The 13,859-nt window shown below is 38.7% G+C and carries 24 protein-coding genes; 2 read left to right on the plus strand and 22 right to left on the minus strand.

All coding sequences use genetic code 11. From position 1 onward, the window contains the following. Positions 1 to 30: 30 nt before the first annotated feature. A complete protein-coding gene (locus LJY09_RS16565; protein WP_028414526.1) occupies positions 31 to 930 on the plus strand; it encodes an AraC family transcriptional regulator in 900 nt (299 codons plus the stop codon). Positions 931 to 960: 30 nt separating this feature from the next. Here the strand turns inward: LJY09_RS16565 and gvpU are convergent, their stop codons facing one another. The 20 genes from gvpU to LJY09_RS16665 all read right to left on the minus strand — a co-directional run bounded on the left by gvpU (position 961) and on the right by LJY09_RS16665 (position 12,082). Further along, positions 961 to 1,377 carry a gas vesicle accessory protein GvpU gene (gvpU, locus tag LJY09_RS16570; protein WP_013057987.1) on the minus strand — a complete coding sequence of 139 codons (417 nt, stop codon included), beginning with the start codon at positions 1,375 to 1,377 and terminating at the stop codon, positions 961 to 963. A gap of 23 nt (positions 1,378 to 1,400) precedes the next feature. Beyond that, positions 1,401 to 2,282: a YtxH domain-containing protein gene (gvpT, locus tag LJY09_RS16575; protein WP_028414527.1), complete on the minus strand. Its 882-nt coding sequence runs from the start codon at positions 2,280 to 2,282 to the stop codon at positions 1,401 to 1,403. Positions 2,283 to 2,318: 36 nt separating this feature from the next. After that, the gene (gene gvpJ / locus LJY09_RS16580; protein ID WP_028414528.1) at positions 2,319 to 2,621 is read right to left on the minus strand and encodes a gas vesicle protein; all 303 of its coding nucleotides are present in this window, start codon (positions 2,619 to 2,621) and stop codon (positions 2,319 to 2,321) included. Between the two features lie 21 nt (positions 2,622 to 2,642). Then, positions 2,643 to 2,927 carry a gas vesicle protein K gene (locus tag LJY09_RS16585; protein WP_028414529.1) on the minus strand — a complete coding sequence of 95 codons (285 nt, stop codon included), beginning with the start codon at positions 2,925 to 2,927 and terminating at the stop codon, positions 2,643 to 2,645. Next, positions 2,878 to 3,168, minus strand: coding sequence for a gas vesicle protein (locus tag LJY09_RS16590; protein ID WP_028414530.1), 291 nt, complete (start codon positions 3,166 to 3,168; stop codon positions 2,878 to 2,880). Before LJY09_RS16590 ends, LJY09_RS16585 begins: the two co-directional genes overlap by 50 nt. A 17-nt stretch (positions 3,169 to 3,185) precedes the next feature. After that, positions 3,186 to 3,995 (minus strand): GvpL/GvpF family gas vesicle protein, encoded by an 810-nt coding sequence (locus LJY09_RS16595; RefSeq protein WP_028414531.1) that lies wholly within the window; start codon positions 3,993 to 3,995, stop codon positions 3,186 to 3,188. After that, complete coding sequence (locus LJY09_RS16600) at positions 3,996 to 4,262, minus strand: gas vesicle protein GvpG (protein WP_013084016.1); 267 nt, start codon at positions 4,260 to 4,262, stop codon at positions 3,996 to 3,998. A gap of 1 nt (position 4,263) precedes the next feature. Beyond that, positions 4,264 to 5,031: a GvpL/GvpF family gas vesicle protein gene (locus LJY09_RS16605; RefSeq protein ID WP_028414532.1), complete on the minus strand. Its 768-nt coding sequence runs from the start codon at positions 5,029 to 5,031 to the stop codon at positions 4,264 to 4,266. 14 nt (positions 5,032 to 5,045) lie between these two features. Further along, positions 5,046 to 5,972: a gas vesicle protein GvpN gene (gene gvpN, locus LJY09_RS16610; protein WP_028414533.1), complete on the minus strand. Its 927-nt coding sequence runs from the start codon at positions 5,970 to 5,972 to the stop codon at positions 5,046 to 5,048. 28 nt (positions 5,973 to 6,000) lie between these two features. Further along, positions 6,001 to 6,267, minus strand: coding sequence for a gas vesicle protein GvpO (gene gvpO / locus LJY09_RS16615; RefSeq protein WP_028414534.1), 267 nt, complete (start codon positions 6,265 to 6,267; stop codon positions 6,001 to 6,003). A 74-nt stretch (positions 6,268 to 6,341) separates the two neighbouring features. Then, positions 6,342 to 6,608, minus strand: coding sequence for a gas vesicle structural protein GvpA (gene gvpJ, locus LJY09_RS16620; RefSeq protein WP_013057997.1), 267 nt, complete (start codon positions 6,606 to 6,608; stop codon positions 6,342 to 6,344). Between the two features lie 19 nt (positions 6,609 to 6,627). Further along, positions 6,628 to 7,101: a gas vesicle protein GvpQ gene (gene gvpQ / locus LJY09_RS16625; RefSeq protein ID WP_028414535.1), complete on the minus strand. Its 474-nt coding sequence runs from the start codon at positions 7,099 to 7,101 to the stop codon at positions 6,628 to 6,630. Between the two features lie 25 nt (positions 7,102 to 7,126). After that, a complete protein-coding gene (gene gvpT / locus LJY09_RS16630; protein WP_028414536.1) occupies positions 7,127 to 7,612 on the minus strand; it encodes a GvpT/GvpP family gas vesicle accessory protein in 486 nt (161 codons plus the stop codon). A 60-nt stretch (positions 7,613 to 7,672) separates the two neighbouring features. Further along, positions 7,673 to 7,933, minus strand: coding sequence for a gas vesicle structural protein GvpA (gene gvpA, locus LJY09_RS16635; protein WP_013058000.1), 261 nt, complete (start codon positions 7,931 to 7,933; stop codon positions 7,673 to 7,675). A 449-nt stretch (positions 7,934 to 8,382) separates the two neighbouring features. Continuing rightward, on the minus strand, positions 8,383 to 8,868 hold the full coding sequence (locus LJY09_RS16640) for a general stress protein (protein WP_154973796.1): 486 nt from the start codon (positions 8,866 to 8,868) through the stop codon (positions 8,383 to 8,385). A 191-nt stretch (positions 8,869 to 9,059) separates the two neighbouring features. Next, complete coding sequence (locus tag LJY09_RS16645; protein WP_063247393.1) at positions 9,060 to 9,539, minus strand: DUF2798 domain-containing protein; 480 nt, start codon at positions 9,537 to 9,539, stop codon at positions 9,060 to 9,062. A gap of 253 nt (positions 9,540 to 9,792) precedes the next feature. Next, positions 9,793 to 11,037: a glutamate-aspartate/proton symporter GltP gene (gene gltP, locus LJY09_RS16650; RefSeq protein WP_155009975.1), complete on the minus strand. Its 1,245-nt coding sequence runs from the start codon at positions 11,035 to 11,037 to the stop codon at positions 9,793 to 9,795. Positions 11,038 to 11,237: 200 nt separating this feature from the next. After that, complete coding sequence (locus LJY09_RS16655; protein WP_029715023.1) at positions 11,238 to 11,576, minus strand: zinc ribbon domain-containing protein YjdM; 339 nt, start codon at positions 11,574 to 11,576, stop codon at positions 11,238 to 11,240. Between the two features lie 90 nt (positions 11,577 to 11,666). Beyond that, the gene (locus LJY09_RS16660) at positions 11,667 to 11,867 is read right to left on the minus strand and encodes a hypothetical protein (protein ID WP_047750447.1); all 201 of its coding nucleotides are present in this window, start codon (positions 11,865 to 11,867) and stop codon (positions 11,667 to 11,669) included. 32 nt (positions 11,868 to 11,899) lie between these two features. Continuing rightward, positions 11,900 to 12,082 (minus strand): hypothetical protein, encoded by a 183-nt coding sequence (locus LJY09_RS16665; protein ID WP_221816829.1) that lies wholly within the window; start codon positions 12,080 to 12,082, stop codon positions 11,900 to 11,902. Positions 12,083 to 12,307: 225 nt separating this feature from the next. Between LJY09_RS16665 and LJY09_RS16670 the strand changes: the two genes are divergently transcribed. After that, positions 12,308 to 12,646 (plus strand): hypothetical protein, encoded by a 339-nt coding sequence (locus LJY09_RS16670; protein ID WP_033580307.1) that lies wholly within the window; start codon positions 12,308 to 12,310, stop codon positions 12,644 to 12,646. 29 nt (positions 12,647 to 12,675) lie between these two features. Here LJY09_RS16670 and LJY09_RS16675 read toward each other — a convergent pair whose 3' ends face one another. Together LJY09_RS16675 and LJY09_RS16680 are read right to left on the minus strand one after the other, a co-directional pair. After that, positions 12,676 to 13,287 carry a CBO0543 family protein gene (locus tag LJY09_RS16675; RefSeq protein WP_221816830.1) on the minus strand — a complete coding sequence of 204 codons (612 nt, stop codon included), beginning with the start codon at positions 13,285 to 13,287 and terminating at the stop codon, positions 12,676 to 12,678. 38 nt (positions 13,288 to 13,325) lie between these two features. Continuing rightward, entirely contained in the window at positions 13,326 to 13,826 is a 501-nt protein-coding gene (locus LJY09_RS16680; protein WP_047750444.1) for a CBO0543 family protein, read from the minus strand. Positions 13,827 to 13,859 lie beyond the last annotated feature (33 nt).

The raw sequence follows: 13,859 nt of genomic DNA on the forward strand, positions 1-13,859 counted from the left end.
AAAAATATAAATATATTGAGGTGGCCATGTATGCCAGCAGCGCATTTTAAAATTGATGAAAACTTAAAAGAGCTAACGACCCATCGCACCGTTGAGCTGCCAGTGGCATGTTATCAAACAACAATCAGTGATCACATAAACGGCTACATCCCTCTTCACTGGCATGATGAGCTTCAATTTGTATTGGTTATAAAAGGTCATGCGTCTTTTCAAATAAATGAAAAAACAGTGACTGTAAAACAAGGCTACGGACTGTTTATTAACAGCGAATGTCTTCATATGGCTGAAGACATAAACAAATCTGGCTGCGTGTACATTTGCTTAAATGTTTCTCCTCATTTTCTTGTGCCGCAAGAACTTTTCACAAATTACGTTTATCCCTACATTCATGCAACGAATCTATCACATTTATTCATCAGTCCAAAGCAAGCCTGGGGGAATAACGTGTTAGATTCTATACATAAGATATACACATGGATCCATAAGCAGCCGCTCCACTATGAAATAGAGATTGCCTCTGAACTCAGCATACTTTGGAAAAATGTAATTCTTAACGGGTTGCAGCTAAAATACAACGAAAAAGAAATGATCAAAAATCAGCGGATGAAGCAAATGCTGAATTGGATTCATTTGCACTTTGCTGAAAAGATTACGCTCGATGATATTGCCAAAGCGGGACAATTAAGCCGTTCTGAATGCTGTCGATATTTCAAGAAAATGTTAAAAAAATCGCCTTTGACCTATGTATTAAACTATCGAATTCAGCAAAGCTTAGTTATGCTGCAGCAAGCAGAAGCAAATGTGACGGACGTCGCCTATCAAGTAGGATTTAATAGTACAAGCTATTTTATTAATCAGTTTCGAAAAGAAATGAAGATGACTCCGCTCATGTATCGAAAAAAGAAGCTGCACATCTCATCACATCACTAAAAAACGGCGGGGCAATCACCCCGCCGTTTTTTATGAACTCTTTTTACTCGTTGATTTTGCATCAGAAATCTTCCCTAAGAAGAATCCGTCTACTTCTGCTATTTTTCCTCTCCAAAAGATCTTTCCTTTTGAAGGGGTAGACTTACTGTCTCCACAGTAGATCTTTGTATTTTTTAAATGAATAAAATGGGCTTCTGCTTCTCCGTTTGATTCGCTCGCTTCGCTTGCTAAAGAGAATTGTTCGCTTAGCGCCTGAGCCACTTCACTGCCTTCTTCAAACGTTTCGCTTAAGTAATCAAAGTATTCTTTTGCTGAAATCATGGTACCGGAAATCACAGCGCCGTTTACATTTAATGAAATATCAAGTGAAAAGCCGTGTTTATTAGAAGCTTTCACAAAGTATTCAAGCGTATTGTCTTTAGTTGAAAAAGAAGGGCCTGTACTCATGTATTTCTTTCCTCCTTTACGTCTTAGGCTGTTGTATCGTCTTCACTAGAAAGAGATGTTGCGTCATCATCTTCTTCATCCGTGTTTTTCTTTGCTTTTGTATTTTTTGATTTTTTAGCTGTTGACTTTTTTGGTTTCGCTTCCTTTTTTTCTTCTTCACTTTCCTCTTCTTCGTCTTCTTCTTCTGTTTTTACTTTTTTATTTTTTTTGTTTGAACGAGAATCTTCCTCTTCTTCCTCGCTGTCTTCGTCACTTTCACTTTCTTCTTCCTCTTCTTGCTCCTCTTCTTTTTTGTTCTTTTTACGAGGCTTAGATGTTTCTTCTTCGTTTTCATCGTCCTGCTCGTTTTCCTCGTTCTCATCGTTCTCTTCTTCGTCGGAATCTGTATCTTCCGCTTCTTCATTTTGATTTTTATTGAGGCTAAGCTCAACAAGCATGTTCATTTTTTCTTCAAGCTGTGATAAACGGTCTTGAAGCGTTTGGTTTTCTTCTTTTAACTCGTCGTACTCTTGAACGTTATCGTCTTCTGTTTCGCTACTAGAAGAATTTACGTTTTCTTCATCATCTTTTGATTTATCTTTATCTTTTTTAAACAAGCTTCCCGCAGATGTTTTCAGGCTGGCCACGCTGCTTTTTGATTTTTCTTTCACCTTTGTTCCTAAATCAGATGCTTTGCTTTTTAATTCGTCTGTATCAATGCGGTCAAGGAGACTTTTTCGATTTTCAGGAGTCGATACATATCCAATCGTTGCACCGATGATGCCTCCTGCGACCGCTCGTTTGATTGGCCCGCTGCTTGTTGCTTTGCTTGCTTTTGAATCGTTCTTTTCTTTTGAACCGTTTTCCGTATTTTTATTTCCCTTGTTTTCTGCCTGTGTGTTATCTAATTTTGTTTCAGTTGCCATTGTAAATCCCTCCATTTTTTAAGTAGCGTACAGTTTTTAACGTTCTGTTTCTATTTTTTCTTCAAGCGTTTTTAACCGCTCATGCAGCATTTTATTTTCTTCTTCGAGCGCTTTACTATTGGCTCCTTTTGAACTGAGATAGGGATCATTTTCCCACCAGTCCATGCCGATTTCTTTTGCTTTATCAACCGAAGCCACAATCAAGCGGATCTTTATCGTTAATAGCTCGACATCTGCAATTCCTACGGTGATGTCCCCCGCTATGACGACTCCTTTATCCAAAATCTTTTCGAGCACATCTACAATCGTACTTGACTGCATATTATGTTCGACTGCCATACTGTTCCTCCCACTGACCGCTTAAAGCAGGCTGCCTAGCGGTCCAAGATCAATATTTAAATCTTCTGCGTCCAGACCGAACACCTCTTTCAACTCGTCCATTTTTTCTTCCAAGTTCATTAGTGCAATTCCTAAGTTTTCAATTTGTTCGTCCGTCAACGTTCCACCCTCCACCCGCCTCATGGCATGACGTTCAACGATTTGCCTCAATAGCTCAATAACTGTCATCACAAGCTGCGCTAAGCCTTGTTCAGCTTTATCGGGATCCAAGTGGATTCGTCCATTTGCTTGGCTGACCGGTTGCATCCAGTAATTCCTCCTTTTGTTTATCAAATTGTTCAGAAGTGATGGGTTTGCGATTTCCTTCTTTTGCTTGCACCAGCGTTTCAACCGAAGAAATAAGCACCCGCAAATCCAAATACACTAAATCGACGCCGGCTATGGAAATGATTAAGTCTCCTTTAATGGCGACTCCTTTATCTAAAATGACATCTAAAATATCAATAAGAGCAATATCTTTATTCTCCATAGATTGTTTAAGAGACATAATGTTAATTCCTCACTTTACGCAAAGCTCGAGAAATGATAGGGCGGCCATGGTCCCGTCACTTCAAATTTCCAGCCTTTATTTTCAAGCTTTTGCTGAAGCTCTTCTATTTCGTTTACAAACTTAGTGATCTGCAGAGACGGAAGAAGAAACACGCTGTTCCACGCCATTTGTTCAGCCGCGCCCGTTACGTCCTTGCTCCAATTCTTTTTAACAGAGTCATAAAGCGACAGTTCTTTGAGCTTGTCATGTATCTCTTCACACACTTTGTTTTTGTGAAGTTCTAATTCTCTTTCAATCAGCTGATCTATTTTTTTCTTTTCAAAAAACTGTCTTCCTGGTGATAAGTGACTAATTTCTTCTTTTTTCGCTTTCACGCTTTCATTCGTTTCGCTGATTCCTTTTTTAAGCTCTTTATCATCACAGTAAATCTTCACGTTCCACTCTTCATTTCCTTGAAGCAGCGTCAGTGAATTCTCTAGCTTTTCTTTGTTAAGCTCAATAGCTGCCTGCAGACTTTCTTTACTTTTATAAATGGTGCAAAATTTTAATGGAATGATCGTAAATTCTTCGTACAAAGCGGCTACCGTTTCGTGATGATGAAATGCTTTTTCCTGCAGCCAGCTCATATCCTGCTCCATTTTTTCTTTAATCACTTCTTCTGAATAGGCGTCAGCATCCAGCTTAGAAACGACAGCCGTCACCTGATCAATCGTTATTGGGTACAGTGAATGTTCTCCGTCAAACCCTTTATAAGATGGAAACGGCTCTCTGGCTGCTGCTTCTTTTGTTGGAATTAAACCGTATAAATACAGTAATTCTCCCATCTAGGATTCCTCATTTCTTTTTTTTGTCAGCTCTTCCCATTGTTCAATTTCTCTGCGTTTCGCGATTTCGTACCTCATTAACAATTCATCTTCTTTTTCTTGAAACGCTTCTTCCGGAATTTCACCAAGCTCAAACATCATTTGAAGCTGAATGAGTTTTTGCTGAATCGTCGGAAGGTCATATAGCTGTTTATCAGCTTCTTCCTGTACTTTCTCGCCGATTTTCACTACAAGGTTAATAGGTGCGGTTACTAATTTGTGAAGCACGTTATTTCTCTTCTACTTTTAGGCGAATGTTCACAAAATTATAAGCAGGCCAAGGACCGCTGTAATGAAAATCGGCTTTGTCTTTCCAGTTTTCATGCGCTTCATTCACTTTTTCATCAAACTTCGCTTCATCTTCTCGGTTAATTAAGAAAGAAGCGTTTAAAAGCATCGTTTCGCCCGTCGGCTCATTTGCTTTTGCTGCTTCCGCTGCTTCTTCAAGCGGAGAAAACACATCTGTCTTGACTTCTTTTTGCAGGGAAGTAAACATCTTTTGAGCCATTCCTCCAAGCTGAATACGCTCATAATAACCGGCTGCTTCTGATTTTCCTTTTACGGATGCTGATACTTTTTCAAGTTCAGGATTTTCGTTCACTTTTTTCTCAAGCCATTCTTTTTTCCCAATTACTTTTAAGCCGACTTCAATTTTTCCTTTGATCGCTGGAAACAGCTTTTCAAACTGCGGATAAAGGTTTTCTAAAAGAACTTTTACGTCTTCTTTTGATTTGAATACATTCCCAAAGCTGATTGGAATAACCGTATCGTTCTTGTCCATAATCGCTGCTACTGCGTGTTGATGCATTAATAAATTTTGGCGATTAGGATGATAGATTTTCATCGGCACTTCAGCTGCTACCATAGCCGCGTCTTTGTAGCGAATCAAAAACGTTTCAGCTTTTGTTCCTTCTACTTCTACCGATCCAAAATCTTCGTCTTTATCCGTTTGAATGGCGCTAAAAATATAAATGCCCGTTTCGTTTGTTTCACTCATGTTTTCAAGCTCCTTTACTTTTCTTCAGTGTCTATATTCTTACACTCTTCTAAAATGATTTTTTCGGCTTTGCTTTTTGCATTTTTCTCGTCTAAACATTTGGTAAGCGAATGATGCAGAATATCCATACATAACGTTTGAAAATCTTCATCATCTCCATCGATAGCAATGTCTTGCTGCGTAGCAAGGGTAGCGATCATAAGCGAAGCCCGCAGGCTAAGTCCGCTGCTGTTTTCGTCTCCAGAGCGGTTTCGCACGTTTGCTACGAGCGTTACAATTGTGCGCGCTTCGTCTTCTTCTACGTCCGTTTTCTCCGTTAAAATCGCTGTCTCTCTGTCGATGTCTTTATAATCAATAAACATAGTAATTAACCTGTCAAGAAGCGCATCTTGCGTATCATACACGCCAGCATACTCAGCTGGGTTGCTTGTGAAGATGACGCGGAAATCGGGGTGCACGCGTACAAAAGGATCGGTCATTTTCACTCCATACAGCGGCAGCACGCCTTCTTCTAATATTGATAGAAAGATATTATTCGTCGCAGGCTTAGACCGAGTAAATTCGTCGTAAATCAGCGTATAGCCGTTTTTTACGGCTTCAAGCAACCGTCCATCCTGCCAGTTTTCACTTACTTGTTCATCTTTTTTATAAACAGAACGAACATACTGGTCGATTACTTTTTTGCTCGTATAGCCCGTAAAATCGCCAATTAAATCTTTGTTGTTGAGCTCGTGATTCCCGTGCATCAGCATTACAGGACGCTTTCTCTTTTTAGCAAGCGCTCGTGCTAAAGAGGTTTTGCCTCCGCCGGCAGGGCCTGTAAAATGAATGGAATAGCCGGATTTTAAATAGCTCAGCGCTCTTGAAAGAACCTCTTTTGTCTCGTCATCTTGTATAAAAGCGCCACTGCCTTTTTTCCTTTTGTCTGTTAAGACGGTCATTTTTACGTTCCTCCTGCCATCTTATCGTTTATGCTTCAATGCCAATGGCGCTTCTATATCTGACGTCGAGTCGTTTGAATGAAATGACTTCTTTTTCTTTATTTAAAAAGCACTCGTATGTTCCAAGCATTTCATCTTTGGCGTATTTTTTCATATATTCTCGTTCTTCAATGACTTCAACAATAACTCTCCAGCCTTCATCTTCAGTAGCTTCCACCGAGGTAATTTTATGAGGAGGAGCTACGTTTTCAGCAAAAAAGTCGTTCACGGCTTGCATAATTTTTTTAATTTCCATCTTTAGTAGCCTCCAATAGTTAGATCTAAAAGATGGAACCACCCTCAAAAAGGAAGGTTCCATACCACTTCATATTAAATACTAAAACGCGGCTGTCCTTCACTTGAATTTGAACGTTCAGGAAGGCCGTTTTCTTCTACGTCGTCACGAAGAAGCCCTACTGCTTCTGCATAGCGTAACCATGTATCAACACTGGCAATAACCACTCGCGCTTCAATTGTTAAAATTTCAATCCCTACAACAGACACTCTTGCAAAAGCATCAATAACAATTCCTTTATCTAAAATACGGTCAATTACTTCTGCTAAACTTGAACTATTAGTACTTTTTTGAATAGACATATCCCATTTCTCCTTTCGGTTATGATCCCATTGTTTTCAAATCTGTAGATGATTTAATATCAGTGGAACTTTTAATCTTAGTAGAGCTTTTAATATCCGTTGCTTTTTTAATCTGATTTACGCCTTTTATTTTCCGCTTGTTTTTTGACTTATCTTTATCGTCTGAAGAAGAAACTTTTTCTTGAAAGTTTTCTCCAGCTTCTTTCACATCGCTAAGCTTATCTTTTACTGATAATAAGACGTCTTGAAGCTTTTCTTTTGCGTCTTCTCCTTTGCCATGTACCTTTTGGGAGTTTTTCTCTTTCGTTTCCTGCAGTTTTTCTGACGCTTCATTTGCTTTTTCCTGCAGTTTCCCTTCGGTTTTTTCGACAAACTTTTCTTTCGCTTTTTCTTTAACCTTTTCTTCTACTTTTTCCTTAACAGGTTCAGGCGTGTGCTCAACTATTTTTTTTCCCGCTTTTAAGGCTGCTTTCTCCACATCTTTTTTATCCATGAAATTCCCCTTCAGGACGGATATCTTACTTCTTCGCGTCCATGAGTTTGTTTAGCATCTCTTCAATGCGCTGCAGCTGATCGTTCATATTTTTATTTTCTTCTTTTAACTCTTCGTACTGAGACGTTTCCATTTCTGCGCTTGCGCTGACTTCTTCCTGCGAATCTCCCTGTTCATTTGATGTTTCTTCTTTTTTCTTTTTAGGTGCCAGCAGCTTGCTTAAATTGTCTTTTTCAAGATAGCCTGTAGCTGTCTGTCTTAACGCTCCCATCGCTTGCTGCGTTAAAATATCCTGTGCGTTTTTTCTTAACTCTTGTCCCGTCGCACGTACAATTTCTGATTGTCCTAAGCGACTGAGTACTTTTTTACTCGTTTGCGGACTTGAAAGAAGTCCAATTCCCGCTCCTACTACGCCTCCTAAAATGGCAAGATTCAAAGAGTTTTGCGTTTTTTCTTCCTGCTGCTGATTTTCTTGTTTTTCACTTTGTACATTCTTATCAGTTGTTGACATGTTTCATCCTCTTTTCTCTTATTATTATTTATTTAATGAATTTTCTTACGATTAAAAGACTTAAAAACTAAGCCCTGCTCCTCGCTCCTCTGTTCGGCCAGGCAGCCCTTCTTCCTCTACTTTGTCGGTTAATAACCCGACCGCTTCTGCGTAGCGAAGCCACGTATCGACACTTGCAATAACGACTCGTGCTTCAATCGTTAAAATTTCAATTCCTACGAGTGATACTCGAGCAAAAGCATCGATGACAATTCCTTTGTCTAGAATTCGATCAATCACTTCTGCTAAACTTGAACTGTCTGTACTTTTTTGAATACTCATTTTTTAGCAGCTCCTTTCGAGATTTAACTAAATGAATGATGCTACTAAACAACCTGCTTAACTTTTTTAGTAAACATACTTTTGAAATATACTTTTTAGTCCTCTTTCAAACATGAATAATTTGCTAAAAATTAATTCTTGAAAAATAATTAGAAAATTATTCTACTTCGTATAATAGTTTACAGTTAATTTATGGATGTATTTTGCGCGTAAATCCCGTTGTTAAAGCTTTTATCGAAACTCAAATTCCAAAATAAAACAATAAATACATTATTGTTACAATAATATTACATTATAATTTAAGGCATATTATCTTTCAGGTTACCCTCAAATACTTTGATATTTTTAACTATTATGGAATATTATTGTGCATGTAGTTCTCTTAAATAAAACCAGCGCATAAAAAAAGCTGCCGCACTGCGACAGCTTTCTCCTATACATAATAAGTTCTATAAAATCATTCCGGTTAAAGGCGCTTTCGGGTTTCCATCATGATCTGAGTCTTCTTTGTCTACTAAAACAAGCAGGCTGCCTTCTTTGACTGAATCATTATAGTGCTCGGCCTGCTGTTTTGGAATTCCCATACCGACTAAAATACCAGACAGACCTCCTACACTCGCACCAGCTGCTGCACCTGTTAATGTAGCTACAATCGGACCAGCCGCTACAATTGGGCCTATTCCCGGGATTGCAAGAGCACCGGCACCTGCTAATATGCCGGTCAAGCTCCCTAACGTACCTCCGGTAAGCGCTCCAGTTGCTGCCCCTTCTGCTTTTGTATTCGTTTCTTTCTGAACTTTTTTGGTCTTTTTATGTTTACCGATGATAGATATTTCTTCTGATGCGTATCCTTCTTTTTTTAAATTCTCTACAGCATGAATTGCTTCTTGTTCCGTTTCATATACCCCCACAACATTCTTTGCTTTTGCTTTCATACTATCTCCTCCTCATTAATGTTGTGTGTACCCGGGAGCATGGCTTTGAAACGTTTTAGAGAGTAAGAGGTCTTCTCTATTCTTAAATAAATGGCCCTACATCACTTTTCATTTAGTGACTTTCTTCTCTTCTTACCGAGCAGCTTTGCACAACAAAACCCTAAGAAAATAGGCGTTCTTAGGGTTTTGGCTTAAGCCGTTGCCGGATTCTTTTTCACAAATTTCATAAACAATCCGCGAACTAAAGGTCCCATAATGAGAAGCTGAAGCGGATAGGCTACGATAAAGTTTTTCATAACGATAAATGCATAGCTTAAAAGAATCGGCTCTCCGTCTAAACCTTTCGTAAGTGACATCGTAATTAATCCATATACAGACATGGAAAGCACCATTCCAATAACCATGCATGATGATAAAATCAACACGACTTTTAACTGTTTAGACTTATCAAACGGCAGTGAAAATGCTACTTTTTTTGCTACGGGACCTACTAAGAAAGTTTCGACAGCCATGGCAACTACAAATGTGATAACCAAGTTTAAAATACCTTCTGCAAGTGTGATATGCCCGATGACATCATTTATGAACATGTTGTACATCGTCATCACAAGCACCATCCCTCCGCACATCATCATTCCAAAATACATACTTTCTTTTTTAGTTGTTGGCACATTCCTCATCCTTTTCATCTTTTTTACTTGGCTTAGTATAGCTTTTTATCTTCCTTCTTCGTAAGTGAACATTTTGTGAACATTCATCTAAAAAAAAGCCCTGTGACCAAAAAACAGTCACAGGGCTTTTTTTAGACTTAAGCGGCGCGTCCTCTTTTTTTGAGTAGGGCTGAGTATGACAAATTACTCTAGTTTACATCGTTAATGATTTAAGAAAAAACCCCCGCTCTATGAGCTAAAGCGGGGGTTGGTTTTATAGAGATTCCGTGTGAGTTGCAGGCGGAATTGGCGTTTGGGTTCGAAATACTTTTTCCCATTTCGAGACGACGATACAGGCAATGGCGTGGCCTGGAACGTTAACTCCTGTTCTGGCCATATCCATGATGCGGTCCACTCCTGCAATGATTGCGACTCCTTCAGCCGGCAGACCTACTGCGTTGGCTGTAGCTAAAAGAACAACAAGTGAACCTGACGGGACAGCCGCAATTCCTTTACTTGTCATTACGAGTATAAGCATCATAAATAATTGCTGAGTTAAGGGCATGTCAATATTAAAAGCCTGTGCTAAAAAGACGCATGAAACGGATAAATACAAAGTAGATCCATCACAGTTTAACGACAGGCCGGACGGAATAACGAACGACACCACTCGTTTAGGACATCCGTACTTTTCCATACGCTCCATCAGCTGTGGCAGCACCGTTTCTGTACTTGTTGTTGAAAACGCAATAAGAAACAAGTCCCAAATCATTTTGAAGACTTCAAAATAGTTGAATTTGAACAAAAACCCAACAAGCGGAAATAAAACAAATAAAATAATAAAAAGGCCTAAAAAGACGGTTCCAATTAGCTTCAGCATCGGAAGCAGAAGTAAAATGCCGTATTGCCCCACAGATGCAGCCATTAGCGCTAGTACACCAAGAGGCGCTGTGACCATCACAATTTGCGTTAATTTAAACATAATTTTAGCGGTTGATTCAAAAAATTTCATTGCAGGTTCGGATGCTTTCCCAACTCCTGAGGCGGCAACACCGAATAAAATAGCAAAGAAAATCACGGCCAGCAAATCATTTTTTGCCATCACATCTACGATATTCGTTGGAATGATGTTTAAAATCATTTGTTTAAAGTCCACGACCTTGTCGGTATACTGAGACAATTCACCGATATCTTTTTTAACAAGATGAGAAAGATCGAGGCCTACTCCTGGCTTTAGCAAATTCACTAACAGCAGGCCAATCCCTAATACGATGGTAGTAATAATTTCAAACCAAATAATCGTCTTCAACCCTAGACTCCCCATTTGTTTCATACTGCCGCTTCCCGCAGCACCTATGACGATGGTTGAAAAGACAATCGGCACTACAATCATTTTAATGAGCCGGATAAACCCGTCTCCTACCGGTCTTAAAGCCATCCCGAAGTCCGGAAAAAAGTGCCCGATAACAGCTCCAATTACTAATGCAATTAAAATTTGAAACGCTAAAAATTTTTTCACATTTCTCCCTCCCCTTTGTCTTCATGAAACGGACATCAGTTCCATTAATATCCAAATTATCAGACACTTTAAGTAAATTCGGGACATTTAGCTAAATTCCTTCTAAAATAGACAAAACGGTCTATATATTTCACTTTGTCCGTTAAGATACATAGAAAAAAGTCAGGATGAAAGTCTTCTTCATCCTGACTTTTTTATCGTTATGCTTTTTTCACAAACTGAGATTTTAAGCTCATCGCTCCAAATCCATCAATTTTGCAGTCGATGTTATGATCGCCTTCTACTAAACGAATGCTTTTTACTTTCGTTCCTATTTTTACAACGGATGAGCTTCCTTTTACTTTTAAGTCTTTGATGACAGTAACTGAATCTCCGTCTTTTAAAGCATTACCGTTTGCATCTTTTACAGTAAGCTGTTCTTCCGTGCTTTCTGCTTTTTCATCTTGACCCCATTCATGCGCACACTCCGGGCATATGAACAGGTTTCCATCTTCATATGTATACTGTGATTGACAGCTTGGGCAATTAGGTACATTCATTTTCTTTTCCTCCAGCAGCAGCCCGTAACCAATGGTACGATCACGAGATTACGTTTTTTATCTGTTTTATACTGTCACATTTTTATACGTTTAACAAGCTTTTCTATTTTCTCTATGCTGATGTTTTCTTTTCCAAATAAGTGAGCCGATAAACAGAACAAAACCCGCTCCAAAGACAAGAAGCTGATCTAAATAAAAGTCCCCTGTTTTTACATACCGTATAATAAATAATCCTCCAAACATGAGCATCAGCATACATGAAAACCGAATGAGGTATGAATTGATTTCCATTTTTCATTCCTCCTTTTTGTAAAACTTTTTTGTTACGAAAAAAACGCGTACCATATGCCGAATGTAACGCCGTATAACGGTAAAATAACGGCTAGTTTTTGCTTCCACCCTTTAAAAAAGGAAGAATTACGAGGTGCAAACCAAAGCTCTAACGTACCGTATACCAGCAGTGCTCCCGCTGCTAGTATCGCAATCACAGTCTCTCCCAAGCCCATAAACACTCCTCACTTTCATTCTACGCACTTGAAGCTAAGCGCAGCGTATATAGTAAATCTAATCATTACAAAAAACCTTATAATCGTGATGCATGCGGATTTTGAGCACTTTTTAACAATACATTTATTACCATTATATCATAATAAAAGCATTTTTGAGACTTTTTATACATGTAAATTATTGTATAATGAAAAGTAGACACAGAGAAAAAAGGGGAGGATTTTTTGAAAAGAACTCAGCTTGTGTTTGTTATTACCCTGCTTATTGAAGGGGGATTAACCTATGCGTGCTCATCATTTTTGTCTATCCGCTTTATTGAGCTTATGTTTTTTAGCGGACTTTTGTTTTCAGTTTTAACTTTTTGGTTTTCAAGCAGCGGAAGCAACAGCGCTCATTCTCACTATAACACTCACTCCATGAGGTTAATGTCCGGAGCCAATGTCGAACATAATCCGTTTCGTTTGCGCTGGACGGCTTATTTTCTTGCTTCTTTAAGCTTTACGGGAGTCGGCCTGATTTTTTTCATTCTGTTGCTGACGGACGTTATTCCTCCAGTAAGCTAAAAAACCTGCTCTTCACAGAGAGCAGGCACTTACGAGAACAGCTTGAGAAGCAGGCATTTTCGCCTTACTTTATTCGCAACAGCTTGAGTCACATGATCTTTTAAAGGCCGAGTCAATATTCGTTTCAGCGGATGTTTTAGCATTCGTTTGCTAATGGGAACTTTAAAAATGATGCTGAGAACGACTGTTGCAAAAACCGATAGCAGTAAGACGGCAAAAGGCTTTTTTTGAAACCATCTCGAGAAGATAAGCATCATTACATAAATAAGTGCTGACCACCCCAAATGCCAGCCGTGTCTAAATGTAATCCCCTTACACCTCAGACCAAGCCATTCTACAAATGAAGCTGTACATACCCATTTTGTAATATACTTCACCTGTTTAAGAAGTGTAGACGGATAAGTAGCTAAGAACGACAAAACCATGAGAGGCGTAATAAACATAAGGTGTAAAATACGCAGTACTTTTAATGAAAGATGAGAAGATTTAAAATCCCAAAGCAACTTATCGTTACATAAAAAGTAATAAAGAATATTAAAAAAGCTCACGTATAAAACCCCAGCATAAAGCTCGTGAATTTTTTCCCACGTTTTCTTTTGGATATTTTGAAAAATCAGCCATAGAAGGACAGAAATATGCACCTTTGTTCACCTCTCTAACGTCGTTTTTAGAACCAATGTTATTTTATTTTCATTTCGTCCTGCTTCTTTTCAATTTTTCGAATCCATCCAATCAGCAGCCGGTTAAGATAGGATTTTAATGTTACGCTAGTAAAGGTGTGGTACCACATCCACCCTGTTTTCCACTCGATGAGCTTCGTTCGTTTTTCAGCCCATAATTCAATAAAAAACATTGGAATCGTAAAAAGCACAATTTTATATAAAATCTTTAACCCTTTATCGTGATACGTAGCCTGATTAATCATAACGGATATGCTAGGATACAGTAAAAAGTCGAACAACACATTAATTCTAAACTGTTTTTTCAGCAAGCGAGTTGGATATCGAAGAAGGCCGTGAGAGACAATAAATTTATCAATAATACCATTTGTTAATGCATTAAATGCATAAGCCAGCAGCCAGTCTTTGATCGGTGGTTTTCTAAATAAAAAAGGGAGCATTCCCAGCCCTATAATTAGCATTGTACGTAAAAAATTCACTTCAAATTTTTTATTTCTCATAACCTTTTCGCTCCTTTCACCAAGTGTTGTTAG

It is taken from the genome of Priestia sp. J2 (assembly GCF_020790095.1).
Lineage (GTDB): Bacteria > Bacillota > Bacilli > Bacillales > Bacillaceae_H > Priestia > Priestia zanthoxyli.

Coding starts and splice junctions, on each gene's coding strand:
- LJY09_RS16565 (WP_028414526.1), top strand. CDS start 31: ATGCCAGCAGCGCATTTTAAAATTGATGAAAACTTAAAAGAGCTAACG.
- gvpU (WP_013057987.1), bottom strand. CDS start 1,377: ATGAGTACAGGCCCTTCTTTTTCAACTAAAGACAATACGCTTGAATAC.
- gvpT (WP_028414527.1), bottom strand. CDS start 2,282: ATGGCAACTGAAACAAAATTAGATAACACACAGGCAGAAAACAAGGGA.
- gvpJ (WP_028414528.1), bottom strand. CDS start 2,621: ATGGCAGTCGAACATAATATGCAGTCAAGTACGATTGTAGATGTGCTC.
- LJY09_RS16585 (WP_028414529.1), bottom strand. CDS start 2,927: ATGCAACCGGTCAGCCAAGCAAATGGACGAATCCACTTGGATCCCGAT.
- LJY09_RS16590 (WP_028414530.1), bottom strand. CDS start 3,168: ATGTCTCTTAAACAATCTATGGAGAATAAAGATATTGCTCTTATTGAT.
- LJY09_RS16595 (WP_028414531.1), bottom strand. CDS start 3,995: ATGGGAGAATTACTGTATTTATACGGTTTAATTCCAACAAAAGAAGCA.
- LJY09_RS16605 (WP_028414532.1), bottom strand. CDS start 5,031: ATGAGTGAAACAAACGAAACGGGCATTTATATTTTTAGCGCCATTCAA.
- gvpN (WP_028414533.1), bottom strand. CDS start 5,972: ATGACCGTCTTAACAGACAAAAGGAAAAAAGGCAGTGGCGCTTTTATA.
- gvpO (WP_028414534.1), bottom strand. CDS start 6,267: ATGGAAATTAAAAAAATTATGCAAGCCGTGAACGACTTTTTTGCTGAA.
- gvpJ (WP_013057997.1), bottom strand. CDS start 6,608: ATGTCTATTCAAAAAAGTACTAATAGTTCAAGTTTAGCAGAAGTAATT.
- gvpQ (WP_028414535.1), bottom strand. CDS start 7,101: ATGGATAAAAAAGATGTGGAGAAAGCAGCCTTAAAAGCGGGAAAAAAA.
- gvpT (WP_028414536.1), bottom strand. CDS start 7,612: ATGTCAACAACTGATAAGAATGTACAAAGTGAAAAACAAGAAAATCAG.
- gvpA (WP_013058000.1), bottom strand. CDS start 7,933: ATGAGTATTCAAAAAAGTACAGACAGTTCAAGTTTAGCAGAAGTGATT.
- LJY09_RS16640 (WP_154973796.1), bottom strand. CDS start 8,868: ATGAAAGCAAAAGCAAAGAATGTTGTGGGGGTATATGAAACGGAACAA.
- LJY09_RS16655 (WP_029715023.1), bottom strand. CDS start 11,576: ATGAATGTACCTAATTGCCCAAGCTGTCAATCACAGTATACATATGAA.
- LJY09_RS16660 (WP_047750447.1), bottom strand. CDS start 11,867: ATGGAAATCAATTCATACCTCATTCGGTTTTCATGTATGCTGATGCTC.
- LJY09_RS16665 (WP_221816829.1), bottom strand. CDS start 12,082: ATGGGCTTGGGAGAGACTGTGATTGCGATACTAGCAGCGGGAGCACTG.
- LJY09_RS16680 (WP_047750444.1), bottom strand. CDS start 13,826: ATGAGAAATAAAAAATTTGAAGTGAATTTTTTACGTACAATGCTAATT.